This is a genomic window from Flavobacterium sp. A45 (genome assembly GCF_002001005.1).
Taxonomy (GTDB): Bacteria; Bacteroidota; Bacteroidia; order Flavobacteriales; family Flavobacteriaceae; genus Flavobacterium.
Window position 1 is genome coordinate 1 of sequence record NZ_MUNX01000090.1, and the last position, 17,508, is coordinate 17,508.

The following is a 17,508-nucleotide window of genomic DNA, read 5'->3' on the forward strand; positions in this document are numbered from 1 at the left end:
ATCCAGAAATTATATAAATTGTAAATAAGTGATTTTAATTTTTTTGTTGAAAAACCAATTTTAAGTATTGATAACTTTTCTAAAAATTCATCAAACTAAATTAGGATTTCTAAAGTGGGTTTTGGATTACTTATTTTTTGTTTAGAAACACAAAAAACTTCTAAAATTCTATCTAAAGTTATAAACAATTTATGTTAATTTAAGGTTAACTGAATATCAAGTAGTTAGCTTTTAGTATTAACAATTCAAAATATTAACATTTTAATTTCATTCTTCCTATTGATTTGCAGACTATTGTGTATTTATGAAAATGTTAATAAACCTCAAAATTTCTTATAATCAAGGAGTTGTGTTACATTTATAAAAAATGTTTATCTACCTTATTTCTTAATCTATTATTAGAATTGAATAATTGTTTTTTGGCTTATATCTAAAATACTTTGGTTAAATTTGCAGTTCAAAATCTAATACAAAAAAAATGAAAATTTCGATAGGGAATGACCACGCCGGACCAGATTATAAAAAAGCAATTGTTGCAATGCTTGAAGCAAAAGGATATGAAGTAACCAATTACGGTACAGATACTGAAGCAAGTGTTGATTATCCTGATTTTGCACATCCGGTTGCTGAAGATGTAAGTGAAGGTAGAGCTGATTTTGGAATTGTTATTTGCGGAAGCGGGAACGGAATTGCCATGACTGTTAATAAACATGCTAAAATCCGAGCTGGTTTATGTTGGACTAAAGAAATTGCAGTTTTAACGAGATTGCATAATGATGCCAATATTGTTAGTATTCCGGCACGTTTTACTTCGATTCCACAAGCTGTAGAAATTGTTGAAACTTTCTTGGCTACGGAATTTGAAGGAGGAAGACACCAAAACAGAGTGAATAAAATAGCTTGTCACTAAAAAAATCGCGAGGTGCTTCGCACCAAAATATTTAAAGGCTCAGTTTTAAACTGGGCTTTTTTTGTTTTATAATAGTATTAGATCAAAATAAAACAATATGATAATGGTTATAATTTGAAGGGAAACGATTCCGAAAAATTTCAACAAAAAGCTTGTTTTTGCTGTTTTGTGCTGAAAAATCGACATCGCAAGCGATGATCCTATTGTTCCACCAAGTGCCACCCAGGCCAAAAGAGTTTTTTCGGAAATTCTATTTTTGTTTTTAATGGCTAGTTGTTTGTCGTAGCCTATTAATACAAAAGCTATTAAATTAATGAATAAAAAAGAATATAATAAAATCATAATTGGAGTTCAATTAAAATTTAAAGATAGTATTTTAGCATCTCTTTTTTTCAAAGAAAAAGATTCCTTTTTAAATAGAAATACACAATGACCAACTTACAATTCATTTCAAAGTACGTTGCAACGGCAACGATTAACATTCAAAATACGGTTCAATTATTGCAAGAAGACTGCACGATTCCGTTTATCTCAAGATATCGAAAAGATAAAACTGGAAACTTAGATGAAGTTTTTATTGAGCAAATTGCAAAATTTCAAAAGGAATATGAAACGATTGTAAAACGTAAAGAAGCGATTTTAAAATCCATTCAGGAACAAAATGCTTTGACACCAGAATTGGAGAAAAAAATCCAGATGAGTTTCGATTTACAGGAATTGGAAGATTTTTATCTGCCATATAAAAAGAAAAAAAGAACCAAAGCCGACGTGGCAAGAGAGAACGGATTGGAACCTTTGGCCAAGATAATTATGGCGCAAAGCAAAGATGATGTTGATTTCTTGGCAACGCAATATCTTAATGAAAATGTGATTAATGAGGAGTCGGCCTTGCAAGGAGCAAGAGATATTATAGCAGAATGGATTAATGAAAATATCTACGTTAGAAAGCAACTCAGACGCTTGTTTGAGCGTAAAGCAACAATCACAACAAAGGTGGTTAAATCCAAAAAAGACGAGGAAGGCGCCCAGAAATTCAATCAATATTTTGATTGGTCAGAGCCATTGACCAAAGCACCATCACATCGTTTACTAGCTATTATGAGAGCCGAAAACGAAGGTTTTATCAAGTTTAAAGTGGATGTGGAGCTGGATGATGCCTACGATATTATTGACGAATTAATTATAAAAGGTGATAATAGCACCACGCCACACATTCAGTTGGCGATTGAGGACTGTTATAAACGTTTGTTGAATCCTGCGATTTCCAATGAAGCATTACAGGAAGCTAAGGCAAAAGCGGATGCCAATTCGATTCAGGTGTTTGCGAATAATTTAGGGCAGTTGTTATTGGCTCCACCATTAGGGGAGAAACGAATTTTGGCGATTGACCCTGGATTTCGTTCGGGATGTAAAGTGGTTTGTTTGGACGAGAAAGGGGATTTGTTGTACAACGAAACCATTTATCCGCACGCTCCGCAAAAGGAGGAAGCAATGGCCATAAAAAAAATCCGTTCGATGGTCAATGCGTATCAAATAGATGCGATTTCGATTGGAAACGGAACTGCATCGAGAGAAACCGAATTCTTCATCAAGAAAATAGCTTTTGATAAACCAATACAAGTATTCATCGTATCGGAGGCTGGAGCTTCGGTGTATTCAGCTTCGAAGATTGCGAGAGAGGAGTTTCCTAATTATGATGTTACGGTTCGTGGATCGGTTTCTATTGGGAGAAGATTGTCGGATCCATTGGCTGAATTGGTGAAAATTGATCCAAAAGCGATTGGAGTTGGGCAATACCAACACGATGTGGATCAAAATAAACTTAAGGAAGAACTGGACAATACGGTTATTCGTTGTGTGAACTCGGTGGGCATAAACATCAACACGGCGAGTAAGCATTTGTTGGGTTATGTGAGTGGAATAGGAGAGAAGCTTGCCGAAAACATTGTAAACTACCGTTCTGAAAACGGCCCTTTTACAGATAGAAAGCAACTAAAAAAAGTGCCACGTTTGGGAGACAAAGCGTATCAACAAGGAGTTGCCTTTATCCGAATTTCGAATGCTAAAAATCCGTTGGATAATTCGGCGGTGCATCCTGAAGCGTATGGCATTGTGGAAAAAATGGCAAAAGATTTAAAACTTTCTGTAAACGATTTGATTGCCAACAAAGAAAAAACAGCTTTAATAAAACCCGAAAATTACATTACTTCCGATATTGGAGTTTTGACCTTGAAAGACATCATTAAAGAGTTAGAAAAACCAGGATTAGACCCAAGAAAAGCAGCTACAGTTTTTGAATTTGACCCGAATGTCAAATCGATAAAAGATGTTAGAACCGGCATGATTTTGCCTGGAATTGTCAATAACATTACCAATTTTGGCTGTTTTGTCGATATCGGAATCAAAGAAAGCGGTTTGGTTCACATTTCCCAACTTAAAGCAGGTTTTGTAAGTGATGTCAATGAAGTGGTTAAATTGCACCAACATGTTCAGGTGAAAGTGACGGAAGTTGATGAGGATAGGAAAAGGATTCAGTTGACGATGGTGATTTAAAAACCATTAAAATGACGAAATTTAATTAAATATCGTCAGTTAACTGACGGAAATCAATTAAATTCCGTCACTTAACTGACGGAAATCAATAAATATATTTATATTTGTGTCAATAAAATCTAATTTTATGGAAATAAATAGATTGGCACTTGATTTAGTTTTGCAAAAATTGCAACCCAACAAAGTGGTTGTTTTGTTAGGAGCAAGACGAGTAGGCAAGACCGAACTGATTAAAAAACTTATGGAAAAAGTAACTGAAAAAGTACTTTTTTTAAACGGAGACGATATTGAATCCCATAATTTATTGGAAATTCAGAGTACAGCCAATTTTAAAAGATTGCTCGGAGACACTAAATTTTTGATAATTGATGAAGCACAAGAAATACCTGCTATTGGCAAAAAATTAAAGTTGATGGTGGATACCATTGAAGATTTAAAAGTTTTGGTAACGGGTTCTTCAGCATTTGAAATAAACAATCAGTTAGGTGAGCCGTTAGTTGGGCGTATGAAAACCATAAATTTATATCCAATTGCACAAATTGAGTTTTCTGAAACCGAAAATTTTCTCGAAACCCGTAATAACCTTGAAGATCGATTAATATTGGGAAGTTATCCCGAATTGAGCCATATTACAAATCGAGAAGGTAAAATAAACTATTTAAAAGAATTGGTAAATACTCAATTGTTGCGGGATGTTTTTGCTTTTGAAGGTATCAAAAAAAGAGACAAAATTATTGCATTACTTCAGATTATTGCCTTTAGAACGGGTAGCGAATTGTCACTCGAAAGTGTTGGACGTGATTTGCAAATCAGTAAAAACACGGTCGAAAAGTATTTGGATTTATTTACTAAAGTATTTATAATTTACAGTGTATCAGGATTTAGCAGGAATAGGGATAATGAGATTACTAAGATGAAAAAATGGTATTTTGTGGATAACGGTATCCGAAATGCTATAATCAATTCATTTAATCCATTGAATACGAGAGAAGATGTAGGTAAACTTTGGGAAAATTACCTGAATTCGGAACGAATTAAAAAAATGAGTTATACCGAAAATTTTGTTCACGACTACTTTTGGCGAACCCATACCAAACAGGAAATTGACCGAATAGAAGAAAAAGACGAACAGTTATCGGCTTTTGAATATAAATACGGAAAAGTAAAAGCAAAGATTCCTTCAGAATTTGCAAAGTCATATCCGGATGCTACTTTTGAAATTATCAATCAGGATAATTATTTGGATTATATATTGTAATACTTTGTTTTATCGAGTTATCTTAAAATAAATTATAAAAATCCCAATCCAATCATTTCTGGATCGGATTTTTTGTTTAAGCAAAAAGCTACAAATTATATAAAACTACGTATTTTTACTTATTTACAAAAAATTGCGAATATCCAAAAAGCACCGACTCTAAGTAGATGAAATGATAATTGACATCATTTTTTCGGGTTCATTTATAAAAAATGCATAAAAAAGGAGTCTTTTTTTGAGCTGATGACCTGACTTATCGGCTTGAGTCAATTACCATTTATTGCGAAAAACTCATACATTTACTTCAAATAAAGACAGTTACAGTATAATTTTTACTGATTTTGTCATTTAACCAAGATTTGTTCATTGGATTAAATGTCTTGTTTACCGCAAACACTTAAAAATAAACAATAATTAACTACAGATGAAAGAGAATCAAGCTATTTGCAACAGTTGTAGTAATGAAAATTGTTTTATCAAAAAGCATATTCATTTGCCCAACATGCAAAGTTATATAGAAAAGAAACACAGTTTTACCTGCAAGAAGACACAGCAGTTCATTATAGAGGGCGCACCTATTCAGGGGCTTTATTTTGTGCAAAAAGGAAAGGTGAAAACGGTAAAAACAGGAATCAACGGAAGAGAACAAATTGTTCGGTTTACCACGAATGGAGACACGGTTGGTTTTAGGGGATTTGGTACGAGCAATCGGTATTTGATAGGGGCTTATGCCTTGGAAGATACGGTTTTGTGCAACTTTAACAATGAAGTGATGCTGGACATTCTTAAAAATGTTCCGGAATTCACTTATGATATGATGCTTTTTTATGCAGAGGAATTGAACAAGAGCGAGAACAACATTCGAAAAATTGCCCACATGAATGTGAGAGAGCGCGTGATCGATACCTTATTATATATTCATAGAAAATTTGGACAAACAAATGATTTGATTAATCTTGATTTGTCCCGAAAAGAAATAGCCGACTTTGCCGGAACAACCGAAGAACAGGTAACCCGAGTGATTTCGAGTTTGAAGAGAGAGACACTGATAAAAACGGTTGGGAAGAAAATAGGATTGCAACAAATCAATAAAATGAAATCCGAAATTATGGAACATAAGTATGTATAAGTAGTTTTAGATTTGAACTTTGAATTTATTAAGCCCTTCTGGGGCTTTTTTTGTGGAAATAAATGTCGTTTTAGGAGTATTGGAGGAAAAATATTTTTTTGTCATTGAGCTAAGTACGTATTTAGATAAAAACTAAGTGTTTGTTAATATCAATAATTATAAGGCTTAACAATAATTATTTGCGTTAACGCAGTAAATAAGTTGTTATCAGAATATTTTTTTCTGTGTAAAAAAGAGGTTTCAGGCTGTAAAAAGTAAATACGTAAGTATTAATACGTATGTATATTTGCTTCATACTAATCAAAACCAATTTACCATGCAAAAGATTACAACCACAATACAAAAAATAAAAGCACTTAAAAAGAGAAAGAATTCAAAATCGATACTATTAGGTTTGACCATAACATTGTTTGGTTATAACGCTGCAAATGCTCAGTTAACAGCATCAGGACAATTTAGACCAAGAACAGAATTTAGAGACGGTTACAGCACATTGCAGGCCAAAGATATGGAGGCTGCTGTTTTTACTTCACAAAGAACAAGATTGAATGTTGGTTTTACAGGATACAGATTCAAATTTTTTGTTGCCGTTCAGGATGTTCGTGTTTGGGGACAGGATGCTTCAACTATTAACAGAGCAACAACTGCTGAGAATAATGGAATTCAATTGCACGAAGCCTGGGGTGAAATTATGCTGGTAGACACTACTAGTACCATTCAAAATTTATCCTTAAAAATTGGACGTCAGGAGATTTCGTATGATGACCAGAAGGTTATTGGAGGTCTTGACTGGTTACAGCAAGCGCGTTACCATGATGCCGTTGTACTGAAATATGCTAACAAAGGATGGACAGCCGATTTTGGAGCTGCATTCAATCAAAACAAAGAACTGTTAGCCGGAACAATTTATAATGGAGTTCCAGCCGCAACTTCAGGTTATACCGCTGGAACGAACGGTTTGGGAACTAATTATAAATCCTTGGAATATTTGTATGTGGCGAAGAAGTTTTTCTTTGGAGACATTTCATTTTTGTTTTTAAGTGACAACTTTAATAAATATACCAATGTTACGGCAGGAACTCCGCCAGTTGTTACCAAAGTAAATGAGCAGGGAATCTGGACCCGTAACACTACTGGTTTCTACTATAATGTGAATGCAACCCGAAAATTGAAATTCGAAGGAAGTGTGTACCACCAATTTGGTCACGACAAAAACGGACGTAGTCTGAGCAGTAATTTGGCTTCTATAACCTCTACAGTACAAGTTGGACGAAAATTATTTATAGGGCCTGGAGTTGATTATTTATCAGGAAACGACGGTACAAAAGCAGTTACAGCAACTTCCGATAACAATCAGTTTGATCCTCTTTATGGAACGCCTCACAAATTTTGGGGAACTATGGATTACTTCTATGCCCCAAGCGGATTTGGAGCACAAGGTTTGTTAAACTACTTTTTGAAAGCAAAATACAATTTGAAAGACAACCTGACTCTTTTTGCAGACATACACTGTTTTGAATCGGCAAACACTTTATCTAATGGAGCAGGAGGAAAGCAAAACAGTTATTTAGGAACAGAACTTGACCTAAAATTGTCCTACAATATGACCAAAATGATCAATATAGAAGCAGGTTACTCATTCATGCAGGCTACCAACTCTATGGCTTCGGCACAAGTTAAAAATGTCGCCAACGCCAACCTAACGCCGCAATGGGCATATGTGATGGTGAATATTAAACCAAACTTTTTGTCAGCAAAAAAAATGTAATAAATAAGCAATAAATCTATTTAATATGAAAACAATAAAAACACAAATAGTAGCACTCCCAAAATCAGTATTGGTTTTGGCAGTAGCAGTAAGCACGGCCTTCTCAACAATAAGCGCTCAAAGTGATCCTGTAAGATTAGGTTTTATTCCATTGACGGACTGTTCGCCAATAGTTATGGCAAAAGAATTGGGATTGTTCAAAAAGTATGGAGTTGAAGTAGTGGTTACCAAGGAATCTTCTTGGGCCAATGTCCGCGACAAAATCCTGACAGGAGAACTGGACGGAGCACATTGCTTGTATTCCATGCCTTTTTCAGTATATACTGGAGTAGGCGGGAAAGCAGGATCAGAGATGAAAATCGCAATGATGCTGAACGTAAACGGACAAGCGATTACTCTTTCTAATGATTTCTGCGGTAAAGTAGGATTCAAACAAATGAACAAAGTGACACCAGTCGTTGCCGCTAAACTGAAAGCCGAAAAAGAAGTAACTTTTGCAATGACTTTCCCTGGAGGAACTCACGATTTATGGCTGCGTAACTGGATGTCATCAGCAGGGCTAAATCAAAAAGCGGTAAAAATCATCACGATTCCGCCTCCGCAAATGGTTGCCAACATGAAAGTAGGCAATATGGACGGATACTGCGTGGGTGAGCCTTGGGGTGGTGTTGCCGTAAAACAAGGAGTTGGATTTACTCAAATAGCTTCTCAAGACATTTGGAAAGACCATCCAGAAAAAGCATTGGTAGTAAACAAAGATTTCAGTGCCAAACGCAAAGCGGATTTGGTAAAAGTAATGAAAGCCGTTATGGAAGCCTGCAAATGGTTAGATGTTCCTGCCAACCGCAAGAAAGCTGCCGCTATCATTGGGAAAGCGCCTTATGTAAACGCTCCTGCTGATGTAATTGAAGGAAGACTGATGGGAGATTACAACTTAGGATGTAATCAAGGAACCGAAGTGTATGACAACGATTATATGCTGTTTCACAAAGGCGGAGCCGTGAATTATCCACGTAAATCGCATGCTATCTGGGCTATGGCACAGTTTGTACGATTTGGATATTTGAAAGAAGAACCAAATTATCAAGCAATCGCCGATAAATTAATTCTTCAGGATTTATACGAAGAAGTTGCCGCAAGTATGAAAATCAAAATCCCGACTGACGATATGAAACCGTTCTCGCTTACAATGGACAAAACAGTTTTCAACCCTGCAAATCCATCAGCATATTTAAAAGTAGTGAAACATTAAAAATAATTAGGGCGTGACCCTGTTGAGCAAAGGGGCTTACATACAGCACTGCTCATCAGCCCCTTTACTCAACAGGGTCGGGCTATCCGCGCTACTTCGGTAGCCAGCTTCTATCCCTCACGCGCTCGTAGAAGCTTAGAAAATCAGATTCTTAGCATCTTAGAAACTAAAAAAAACATTAAATTACAGCATTATGTCACATTCAACTACAGCAGCAATCGAAACAGAATTAGCCCCAAAAAACTATTCTCTTCAAAAAACTTTTGGTAAAGTAATCAAGAAAAAAAGCCTTAAAAAAGCGTCACGTTATATTTTAGAAAAAGTAAAATCAATTGGATTTGCTTGTATTGGACTGGCTATTTTTTGCGGATTTTGGAGCTTATTGAGTTTATATACAAAGGAAGCACTTCCTGGACCAACAGCTACTTTGAAGGTATTATATGAAATGTTGAGCGATCCGTTTTATGATTACGGACCAAACGACAAAGGAATCGGACTGCAGTTGTTTGTTTCTATCAAAACCGTTTTATTGGGATTTGCATTGGGTTCTTTATTCGCAATTCCGTTCGGAATCCTGATTGGGGCGAGTTCTTTTTTCAAAAAACTCTTTTATCCTATCGTTCAGTTTCTAAAGCCGGTTTCGCCTTTGGCTTGGTTTCCTATTGGCTTGGTTGTTTTTAAAGATACTGGAATAGCAACCATATTCATTGTTTTCATAACATCTTTATGGTCAACATTAATCAACACTTCTTTTGGAGTGAGCACTATTCCGCAGGATCATAAAAATGTAGCCAAGGCTTTTGGTTTTTCAAAATGGAGGTATTTAACCAAAGTTGTTTTTCCATACACCTTACCACACATTATTACTGGATTGCGATTGAGCATCAGCGTTGCATGGCTGGTAATTGTGGCTGGCGAAATGCTGTCAGGCGGTGCAGGAATTGGATTCTTTGTATGGGACAGCTGGAATGCATTGAGCTTGGAAAAAGTGATTTCGGCCATCATCATCATCGGATTTGTGGGAATTATTTTTGACGGATTTTTTACAATGATTGAGAAAAAAGTATCTTATTTATAAGATTCTAAGACTCTAAGATTCTGAGTTACTAAGATTTTAAAAGTTGTCTTAGTATTAAAATTTTTTAAAAAAACTTAGAAACTTAGTATCTCAGCATCTTAGTAACTTTAAAAACAAACAAACGTTATGAGCTATTTAGAAATAAAAGATTTGGAAATCTCTTTTCCAACTCCAAAAGGAAAATATATTGCAGTAAAAGACATTAACCTTTCTATCAAAAAAGGCGAAATCATATCCATCATCGGACATTCAGGCTGTGGAAAATCAACCATTATGAATGCGATAGGAGGAATGCTGACCCCAACTGGCGGATCGGTAGTATTAGAAAATAAAAACATCAAAGGTCCGGGACCAGATCGTGGAATTGTTTTTCAAAACTATTCGTTACTGCCTTGGCTAACAGTGGAAAACAACATTTTTCAAGCGGTGGATTCGGTTATGGATTGTTCCAAAGCTGAGAAACATGAAATCGTGATCAAAAACCTCAAAATGGTTAATTTGTTTCAGCACAAAGATAAATTACCGGGACAGCTTTCGGGCGGAATGAAACAAAGAGTAGCCATTGCCAGAGCATTTGCTATTAATCCAGGCGTTTTATTGTTGGATGAACCATTTGGAGCATTAGACGCTTTAACCAAAGGCTCGATGCAGCTCGAAGTTTTAAAATTGTGGAATCTGGACAATAGAGAAAAAACGATTATAATGATTACGCACGATATTGAGGAAGCTTTGTTTTTGTCAGACCGAATCGTGGTTTTGCATAACGGTCCTGCTTCAACTATTAGGGAAGTTGTAACGGTAAATTTACCAAGACCAAGAAATAAAATCGAAATTGTAAAAACTCCCGAATATATTGAGTTAAGAGATCATTTACTGCACCTGTTAACGGATCATTTTTCCATTGAAGATATGGGAGTTACATATAAAAACTAGTTAATTTTGTTTGCCCCAAAAAAGGCTTTTCAAGAAATTGGAAAGCCTTTTTTATTAAAAAAAATTCCAAACTCCTTAATATATTGGAATTTGGAATTTATAAAATTAGAATTTAGATAATTCTTATTTTGTTTCTTCTTCTTTTTTGTCAGCTGGCTGCTCGTCTTTGGCTGCGTTTTTAAATTCTTTAATACCGCTTCCTAACCCTTTCATTAATTCTGGAATTTTTTTACCTCCAAAAAGTAATAAAACAACTGCCAATATAATAAGGATTTCTGTAAGTCCAAATCTTCCCATGATTGAATATTTAATGCCGTAGCAAATTTGTAATGAATCTAATGTGCAAATGTATATAGAATAACTTAATACACATTCATTTTGGCGAATTTATTTGCTTTTGTCAGCGTTAAATATTTTATAAAATAGTGAAGTCAGCAATCCAAGAACTTAAAAGAGGCTAGTACTGACAACGTTTTAAATTGTTATATTTGTGATTAAAAACAAATAGCATGTCCAAGAAGCAGTTAAAAAAGAAGAAGTTTTTTGACAGATTATTAATCAAAAACCGATTAATAATTTTGAACGAGGATACTTTTGAGGAAATTTTTTCTTTCAAATTGAACATTATGAGTGTCTTTGTTTCGCTTTCATTGGGGGCTATTTTCCTGATTTCGATTACGACCGTTTTAATTGCTTTTACTCCTTTACGTGAATTCATACCTGGTTATTCTTCTTCTCAATTAAAGAGAGACGCGACAGTTCTGGCCTTAAAATCAGATTCGCTTACCACAGCTTTGAAGAAAAATGAAGCCTATATAAAATCGATTCAAAAAGTATTGAATGGAGAATTAGAATATGCCAAATTCAGTAAAGACTCTATACTTTCAAGTGTTGATGAAGCTTTAGAACCTGTAGATTTATCTCCTTCCAAAAAAGAAATGGAGTTGAGGGAAAGAGTGAAGGAAGAAGAGAATACTAACCTAGTATCTCCAAAGGGAAAGAACCAAAACACCAAAAAATAATCCGATAGCTTCGGAATTATAACAGAACATTACAATTTTTAAACAAAGCCCAAAAGAATGTCACTAAAATCGCTTGCAGCAAGATTGTTTGCACAAAAAATATATAAAAAGACACAAGCTTGGGCCAATTCTCCCGTTGAAACCCAGAAAGCTGTTTTCCTTAATTTGATACAGACCGCTAAGCAAACTCAATTTGGGAAAGATCATCATTTTGACCAGATAAAAACATATCAAGATTTTGCCAATCATGTTCCTGTTCGTGATTACGAAGCGTTGAAATCATACGTGGATAGAGTGGTAAAAGGGGAAGAAAATATTCTTTGGAAAGGAAAACCGCTTTATTTTGCAAAAACTTCGGGAACGACGTCGGGAGCGAAATATATTCCGTTGACCAAGGAATCAATGCCGTTTCATATTGAAGCCGCCCGAAATGCAATTTTGCTTTACATTCACGAAACTAAAAACGCCGATTTTGTAAACGGCAAAATGATTTTCTTGCAAGGAAGCCCTATTCTGGAAGAAAAATACGGAATTAAACTGGGCAGATTGTCTGGAATTGTGGCGCATTTTGTTCCAAAATATTTGCAAAAAAACCGACTGCCTTCTTGGGAAACCAATTGTATCGAAGATTGGGAAACCAAAGTAAATGCGATTGTTGGGGAGACAATCAACGAGGATATGACCGTGATTTCGGGAATTCCGTCATGGGTTCAAATGTATTTTGAAAAACTGCAGCAAAGAGCAGGAAAGCCGGTTGGTGCCATTTTCAAGAATTTCAATTTGTTTATTTATGGCGGTGTCAATTACGAGCCTTACAGAGCCAAATTTGAAAACCTTATAGGCAGAAAAGTAGATAGCATTGAATTGTTTCCGGCCTCGGAAGGTTTCTTTGCTTATCAAGATTCGCAAAAAGAAAAGGGAATGCTGCTGTTGCTGAATTCTGGGATTTTTTATGAATTTATAAAAAGCGAAGACTTTTTTACCGAAAGTCCAAAACGACATACAATAGGCGAGGTGGAGTTGGGAGTTAACTATGTTTTGATTATTTCGACCAATGCGGGACTTTGGGGTTACAACATTGGTGACACCGTTCAATTTACTTCATTGAAGCCTTATCGCGTTATTGTTTCGGGTCGCATCAAGCATTATATCTCGGCTTTTGGGGAACACGTCATTGGGAAAGAAGTCGAACACGCTTTGCAGGAAGCCATGATAGGAACAACTGTGCGAGTGAATGAATTTACAGTAGCACCACAAATCACACCCTTGGAAGGTTTGCCATATCACGAATGGTTTATCGAATTTGAGAACGAGCCAACGGATTTTAGCTCTTTTGCGGAAGCGCTAGACAATGCCATGCGAAAACAAAACATTTATTATGACGATCTGATTGTGGGTCATGTTTTGAAAAAACTGGTTATTACCAAAGTGGCTAAAAACGGTTTTCAAGACTACATGAAATCCATTGGAAAATTGGGTGGACAGAATAAAATCCCAAGACTTTCTAATGATAGGAGTATTGTAGCTGTTTTAAACCAAAAATAAAAACAATACATTTGAGGGTATTAAAGAATATAAGAATGAAAGAAACAAAAAACATATCCAGATCCAGAGCACAAGAATCATCGGCGGCCATTGAAAAAATGTACATCACGATGCGCCATCTTTTTAACAGAGGATTTTACAAACCGATGGGAATTTCTGGGGACACATTAAGAGAAGCATTGTTGGCTTTAAGACCTGAAATATATGGAAATATTGCAGAAGAAAAAGTTGAATTAAATGGACTTCTATACGTCATAGAACGTCTTCCGGTAGGAATCGAGGAGTGTCGTTTTATTAATTTAACCTCAGATGAAGGCTATTCCAAATCCCATTTTAAAGCGATAGTTCCGCCAAAAAGACGTCGCAATTGCTATCGAATAGATGAGGAACAAATGAATGTTGAAATCACTCGCGGGCGATCAGATATTTATGATATTTTGACCCACTTGACGTTTATTTTCATCGAATCGCATAAAATTAAAAACCGAATTTTACTGGATGATGCTGGTGAGGTTTCCCGCGATTGGACAAAACTGGAAATAGCTGTATCCCAAAGTAAAAAATTAACTCTGGTAGAAAAAGAAAAGGCTATTTCTCATGCAGCCAATATTCTGGGGAGAACTTTTGAGGAAGTTTTAAACATCTATGATTCATTTGGAACCGAAGCAGCTCCCGATCGCTTTTTGCACGTGATTTATTGGTTGGGAAAATTGGCAATTGAAGAAGTTATTGATAGTAATAAAAGAACGATTACATTCAGTCCAATTTTGAGAGAACGCTTAGGGCATCATATTCATGGAGAAGTTTGGGCTACCAATATCAAAGAAGTTTTGAAAGCGAACCAATTGCTGGATCGACCGATTCACGTGATTAGTGCCAATATGCACTCGGTGATGAATTCTATATTTGCTACGCCCATTTTGAAAACAAAATTTAAGGACAAGTCTGATTTCTTTATTTACGAAGAATTGAGCAAATCGGGGGCAAATGAACTTCGTAATCAGGTTGAAGCTGTTGCATTGAAGCAAGGAATGATTTCTCTTCCGGATACTTCAGGAACCAATATAGATGTTCAAATTTTTGATACTGACAAAATTGATTGGTCAAAATCATCATTCCCAAAGACTGACTTAGGAGAGAAAAAACCAGTGATTATCGTTATGGATTATGCTTTTGGAGAACAAGCTTATGAAACGATAGACGAGTTATTGAAACCCTATAAAAAAGACACTTTGCTTAACGTAAAATCGGTTTCGATTATGGGGAAAGCAGGAATTCTGGAAGGAGGAAAAGGAGACATCATGATTCCGAACGCTCATATCAATGAGGGAACGGCCGACAATTATTTTTTCGAAAATGAATTGACTGCCGAAATGTTTGAAGGCAATGACATTGCGGTTTTTGCAGGACCAATGGTTACGGTACTTGGAACATCATTGCAAAACAGGGACTTATTGAAGTTCTTTCATGAATCGACTTGGGGCGTTATTGGATTAGAAATGGAAGGTTCCTATTATCAGAAAGCCATTCAGTCTGCTTCCAAAATCAGAAAGAGTGTTCCTCATGATATCAAAGTGCGTTATGCCTATTATGCTTCGGATAATCCTTTGGAAACTGGAAGTACATTGGCTTCTGGAGGTTTGGGAACCACAGGAGTAAAACCTACGTATTTGATCACGATCAAAATATTAGAACAAATTTTTAATATAAAATAAAACAGGACAACGGTAATGGGTAAAAAAAAAGAAAAAAATCCTAAAAATGCAGAAATTGACCTGCTGACTGTTTTTGGCAGAATTGGGGATTTCTTTGAGTGGATTAATACTTTGTTGTTTCGAATGATTCGTTTTTTTGTAAAAAATGCAATTATTGTTATTGTCTTGCTCGTTCTTGGAGCTGGGATTGGTTTGTTCTTGGAGAAAGTAAGTTCTCGTTTTGAACAAAAAATCATTGTGGCTCCCAATTTTAAATCAACGGATTATCTGTATTCCAAAATTGATTTTTTGGCTTCCAAAATTGCTTTGAAAGACACTTTATTTTTAAAATCTATTGGGATTCAAAAACCTTCAGGAATGGTTTCTATTACCGTAGAACCAGTCATTGATGTTTATAATTTGATGAATTCGGATGGTAAAAACATGGAATTGTTACAATTGATGGCGCAAAATGGTGACCTTAAATCTATTGTTAAAGAGACAACGACCAATAAAAATTATGCACTTCATACCATTATTTTGAATACCGTTGGCGTTGTTTCTGCCCAAAATACCGTTGAACCTCTTTTAAAATATTTGAACACGAGCCCATATTATGATGTTTACAACCGAATTAATTCCAAAAACATTCAAAACAGCATAAAAAGTAAAGAAGCTACAATTCTTCAGATCGATGGGATTTTGAATCAGTTTTCAGCTGCTTACGGAAAACACCCAAACAATGAAAAATTGGTTTATTATAATGAAAATTTGAATTTGGATGGGGTTATCAAAACCAAAGATTCTATATCCGCCGAAATTGGCACATTAAAAATTGAACAGTACAATACGGATAAAACGATTAAAGAGAAAGGAATTGTTTTGAATACCAAAAACAGCAAAACATTAAAAGGAAAATTGATATTTATACTGCCTTTGGTCTTTGTTGGTCTTTTTGTCCTTTTTAGTTTTTTTATCTCTTTTTATAAAAAACAATCCCTGAAAGCAAATGCAAATTTGAAATAAGTAATGGGTATGGAGAAAGAAATATGTTAGAAAAAAGTCGGAATCAATTATTGAAAATTGTCAAAAACTCCTTTGTCCAACAAAGCTTTGTGACTTTGATTTTGAGAATTTTTGGCGTAATAACATTATTTGGATTCACAGTTTTTCTAACCAAAACCTATCCTCCAAAAATTGTCGGGCAATATGATTTTGTCCGTTCGTTTCTTCTGGTGGTTGGTAGTGTATGTTTGTTAGGATGTGACCAGTCGATATTATATTTTAAAGGCAGAATTAACAGCTCAGATTCTTTGGAGGGAATTAAGAAAGTCTATGTCAAAATGGTTGTCTTGTTGCTGTTGATGTCCATTTTGGTTCTTTTTATTTTTTGGAATATCGACGAAGAATTTGTAAATAATTATTTTTCTGATGGGAGAGTTTACGATGTTCTTTTGAAGGCAATAATGATTTTGTTCTTTTATGGATTAACAACTTTGAACACGGAAGTTTTTCGGGCATTGGATCATTTTTATGTTGCTGAACTTTTTAGAAACACAATTAAATATATTCCATTGATAGTTGGGGCAATTTTGCTTTATTCTTTTGGTTTAGAAACCTATTTGGTTGCCGTTTTCTTGATAGGTTTTGTTCTTCTTTCGATTATAACAACCATTCTCGTTTTCTATTATTTTAGCAAAGCTAAAATTGAAAATGAGATTACAAATTTCACTTATAAAGAAATATTCACTAAATCATATCCAATCGCTATTAGTGGTATGGCCTTGTTTTTATTAATGAGTTTTGATATTCTTTTTTTAAAAAAGTATAGGGATGATGCTACCGTTGCATTTTATTCGGTGGCGGTAAAATTAATGACCATTCTTTCGATGGTAATCATCACGGTTAATATTACGGTTTCAAGTAAAATTTCGGAATATTTTTTTAGCCAAAGCAAAGCAGATTTGATTAAAACAGTTCGTCATGGCTCACGTTTAATATTCTTTTTGACTTTTCCGGCAATGCTCATAATATTTTCATTTCCTGAGTATATTTTAGGTTTTTTTGGAAAAGGATACACGGCGGCCAAAGACGCTTTGCTTATTTTAATTATTGGTCAAGGAATTTGTTCTGCTTTTGGAACGGCACCCGTTTATTTGAACATGACAGGCAGGCAACATGTTTTTCAAATTATATTGGTAATTGCTGTGCTCATTAATTTTATTTTGAATAGGTTATTAATACCAGAGTATGGCATGACTGGAGCTGCAACTGCATTTGTAGTTAGTTCCATTTTTTGGAATAGTATATCGGCTGTTGTTATTTATAAAAAGGATAAAGTGAATGTTTTTTTGAATTAGAAATTA

The 17,508-nt window shown here is 35.1% G+C and carries 15 protein-coding genes; 13 read left to right on the forward strand and 2 right to left on the reverse strand.

The window, feature by feature from the left end; all coding sequences use genetic code 11:
• Window positions 1-478 precede the first annotated feature (478 nt).
• Complete coding sequence (rpiB, locus tag B0E44_RS11040; RefSeq protein ID WP_077374707.1) at window positions 479-910, forward strand: ribose 5-phosphate isomerase B; 432 nt, start codon at window positions 479-481, stop codon at window positions 908-910.
• 66 nt (window positions 911-976) lie between these two features.
• On the opposite strand, the gene B0E44_RS11045 is transcribed toward rpiB, so the two are convergent.
• Window positions 977-1,252, reverse strand: a complete 276-nt coding sequence (locus B0E44_RS11045; RefSeq protein WP_254423285.1) for a DUF1294 domain-containing protein — start codon at window positions 1,250-1,252, stop codon at window positions 977-979.
• 87 nt (window positions 1,253-1,339) lie between these two features.
• Between B0E44_RS11045 and B0E44_RS11050 the strand changes: the two genes are divergently transcribed.
• The 7 genes from B0E44_RS11050 to B0E44_RS11080 all read left to right on the forward strand — a co-directional run bounded on the left by B0E44_RS11050 (window position 1,340) and on the right by B0E44_RS11080 (window position 10,881).
• Entirely contained in the window at window positions 1,340-3,463 is a 2,124-nt protein-coding gene (locus B0E44_RS11050) for a Tex family protein (protein WP_077374713.1), read from the forward strand.
• A gap of 127 nt (window positions 3,464-3,590) precedes the next feature.
• Window positions 3,591-4,721, forward strand: coding sequence for an ATP-binding protein (locus B0E44_RS11055; protein ID WP_077374716.1), 1,131 nt, complete (start codon window positions 3,591-3,593; stop codon window positions 4,719-4,721).
• 424 nt (window positions 4,722-5,145) lie between these two features.
• Entirely contained in the window at window positions 5,146-5,850 is a 705-nt protein-coding gene (locus tag B0E44_RS11060) for a Crp/Fnr family transcriptional regulator (protein WP_077374719.1), read from the forward strand.
• Window positions 5,851-6,166: 316 nt separating this feature from the next.
• Window positions 6,167-7,618, forward strand: a complete 1,452-nt coding sequence (locus B0E44_RS11065) for an alginate export family protein (protein WP_077374721.1) — start codon at window positions 6,167-6,169, stop codon at window positions 7,616-7,618.
• Window positions 7,619-7,643: 25 nt separating this feature from the next.
• Window positions 7,644-8,870: a CmpA/NrtA family ABC transporter substrate-binding protein gene (locus tag B0E44_RS11070; RefSeq protein ID WP_077374724.1), complete on the forward strand. Its 1,227-nt coding sequence runs from the start codon at window positions 7,644-7,646 to the stop codon at window positions 8,868-8,870.
• A 193-nt stretch (window positions 8,871-9,063) separates the two neighbouring features.
• Window positions 9,064-9,948 carry a nitrate ABC transporter permease gene (gene ntrB / locus B0E44_RS11075; protein ID WP_077374727.1) on the forward strand — a complete coding sequence of 295 codons (885 nt, stop codon included), beginning with the start codon at window positions 9,064-9,066 and terminating at the stop codon, window positions 9,946-9,948.
• A gap of 126 nt (window positions 9,949-10,074) precedes the next feature.
• Window positions 10,075-10,881 (forward strand): ABC transporter ATP-binding protein, encoded by an 807-nt coding sequence (locus B0E44_RS11080; RefSeq protein WP_077374731.1) that lies wholly within the window; start codon window positions 10,075-10,077, stop codon window positions 10,879-10,881.
• Window positions 10,882-11,004: 123 nt separating this feature from the next.
• Here the strand turns inward: B0E44_RS11080 and tatA are convergent, their stop codons facing one another.
• Window positions 11,005-11,178: a twin-arginine translocase TatA/TatE family subunit gene (gene tatA / locus B0E44_RS11085; RefSeq protein ID WP_077374734.1), complete on the reverse strand. Its 174-nt coding sequence runs from the start codon at window positions 11,176-11,178 to the stop codon at window positions 11,005-11,007.
• A 212-nt stretch (window positions 11,179-11,390) separates the two neighbouring features.
• Here tatA and B0E44_RS11090 point away from each other — a divergent pair, with 212 nt between their 5' ends.
• Genes B0E44_RS11090 through B0E44_RS11110 form a run of 5 tightly spaced genes read left to right on the forward strand, consistent with a single transcriptional unit; the run spans window position 11,391 to window position 17,502 of the window.
• Entirely contained in the window at window positions 11,391-11,903 is a 513-nt protein-coding gene (locus tag B0E44_RS11090) for a peptidase (RefSeq protein WP_077374737.1), read from the forward strand.
• A 57-nt stretch (window positions 11,904-11,960) separates the two neighbouring features.
• Window positions 11,961-13,448: a GH3 auxin-responsive promoter family protein gene (locus B0E44_RS11095; RefSeq protein WP_077374740.1), complete on the forward strand. Its 1,488-nt coding sequence runs from the start codon at window positions 11,961-11,963 to the stop codon at window positions 13,446-13,448.
• 35 nt (window positions 13,449-13,483) lie between these two features.
• Window positions 13,484-15,163, forward strand: coding sequence for a hypothetical protein (locus B0E44_RS11100; protein WP_077374743.1), 1,680 nt, complete (start codon window positions 13,484-13,486; stop codon window positions 15,161-15,163).
• A 15-nt stretch (window positions 15,164-15,178) separates the two neighbouring features.
• Complete coding sequence (locus B0E44_RS11105; protein WP_077374746.1) at window positions 15,179-16,168, forward strand: hypothetical protein; 990 nt, start codon at window positions 15,179-15,181, stop codon at window positions 16,166-16,168.
• 23 nt (window positions 16,169-16,191) lie between these two features.
• A complete protein-coding gene (locus B0E44_RS11110) occupies window positions 16,192-17,502 on the forward strand; it encodes an MATE family efflux transporter (protein WP_077374748.1) in 1,311 nt (436 codons plus the stop codon).
• The last annotated feature ends 6 nt before the right edge of the window (window positions 17,503-17,508 follow it).

Excerpts from the sequence above, each read along its gene's own strand:
- rpiB (WP_077374707.1), top strand. The coding sequence starts at position 479 with ATGAAAATTTCGATAGGGAATGACCACGCCGGACCAGATTATAAAAAA.
- ntrB (WP_077374727.1), top strand. The coding sequence starts at position 9,064 with ATGTCACATTCAACTACAGCAGCAATCGAAACAGAATTAGCCCCAAAA.
- B0E44_RS11095 (WP_077374740.1), top strand. The coding sequence starts at position 11,961 with ATGTCACTAAAATCGCTTGCAGCAAGATTGTTTGCACAAAAAATATAT.
- B0E44_RS11105 (WP_077374746.1), top strand. The coding sequence starts at position 15,179 with ATGGGTAAAAAAAAAGAAAAAAATCCTAAAAATGCAGAAATTGACCTG.
- B0E44_RS11100 (WP_077374743.1), top strand. The coding sequence starts at position 13,484 with ATGAAAGAAACAAAAAACATATCCAGATCCAGAGCACAAGAATCATCG.
- B0E44_RS11090 (WP_077374737.1), top strand. The coding sequence starts at position 11,391 with ATGTCCAAGAAGCAGTTAAAAAAGAAGAAGTTTTTTGACAGATTATTA.
- B0E44_RS11050 (WP_077374713.1), top strand. The coding sequence starts at position 1,340 with ATGACCAACTTACAATTCATTTCAAAGTACGTTGCAACGGCAACGATT.
- B0E44_RS11070 (WP_077374724.1), top strand. The coding sequence starts at position 7,644 with ATGAAAACAATAAAAACACAAATAGTAGCACTCCCAAAATCAGTATTG.
- tatA (WP_077374734.1), bottom strand. The coding sequence starts at position 11,178 with ATGGGAAGATTTGGACTTACAGAAATCCTTATTATATTGGCAGTTGTT.
- B0E44_RS11065 (WP_077374721.1), top strand. The coding sequence starts at position 6,167 with ATGCAAAAGATTACAACCACAATACAAAAAATAAAAGCACTTAAAAAG.
- B0E44_RS11080 (WP_077374731.1), top strand. The coding sequence starts at position 10,075 with ATGAGCTATTTAGAAATAAAAGATTTGGAAATCTCTTTTCCAACTCCA.
- B0E44_RS11110 (WP_077374748.1), top strand. The coding sequence starts at position 16,192 with ATGTTAGAAAAAAGTCGGAATCAATTATTGAAAATTGTCAAAAACTCC.
- B0E44_RS11060 (WP_077374719.1), top strand. The coding sequence starts at position 5,146 with ATGAAAGAGAATCAAGCTATTTGCAACAGTTGTAGTAATGAAAATTGT.
- B0E44_RS11045 (WP_254423285.1), bottom strand. The coding sequence starts at position 1,252 with ATGATTTTATTATATTCTTTTTTATTCATTAATTTAATAGCTTTTGTA.
- B0E44_RS11055 (WP_077374716.1), top strand. The coding sequence starts at position 3,591 with ATGGAAATAAATAGATTGGCACTTGATTTAGTTTTGCAAAAATTGCAA.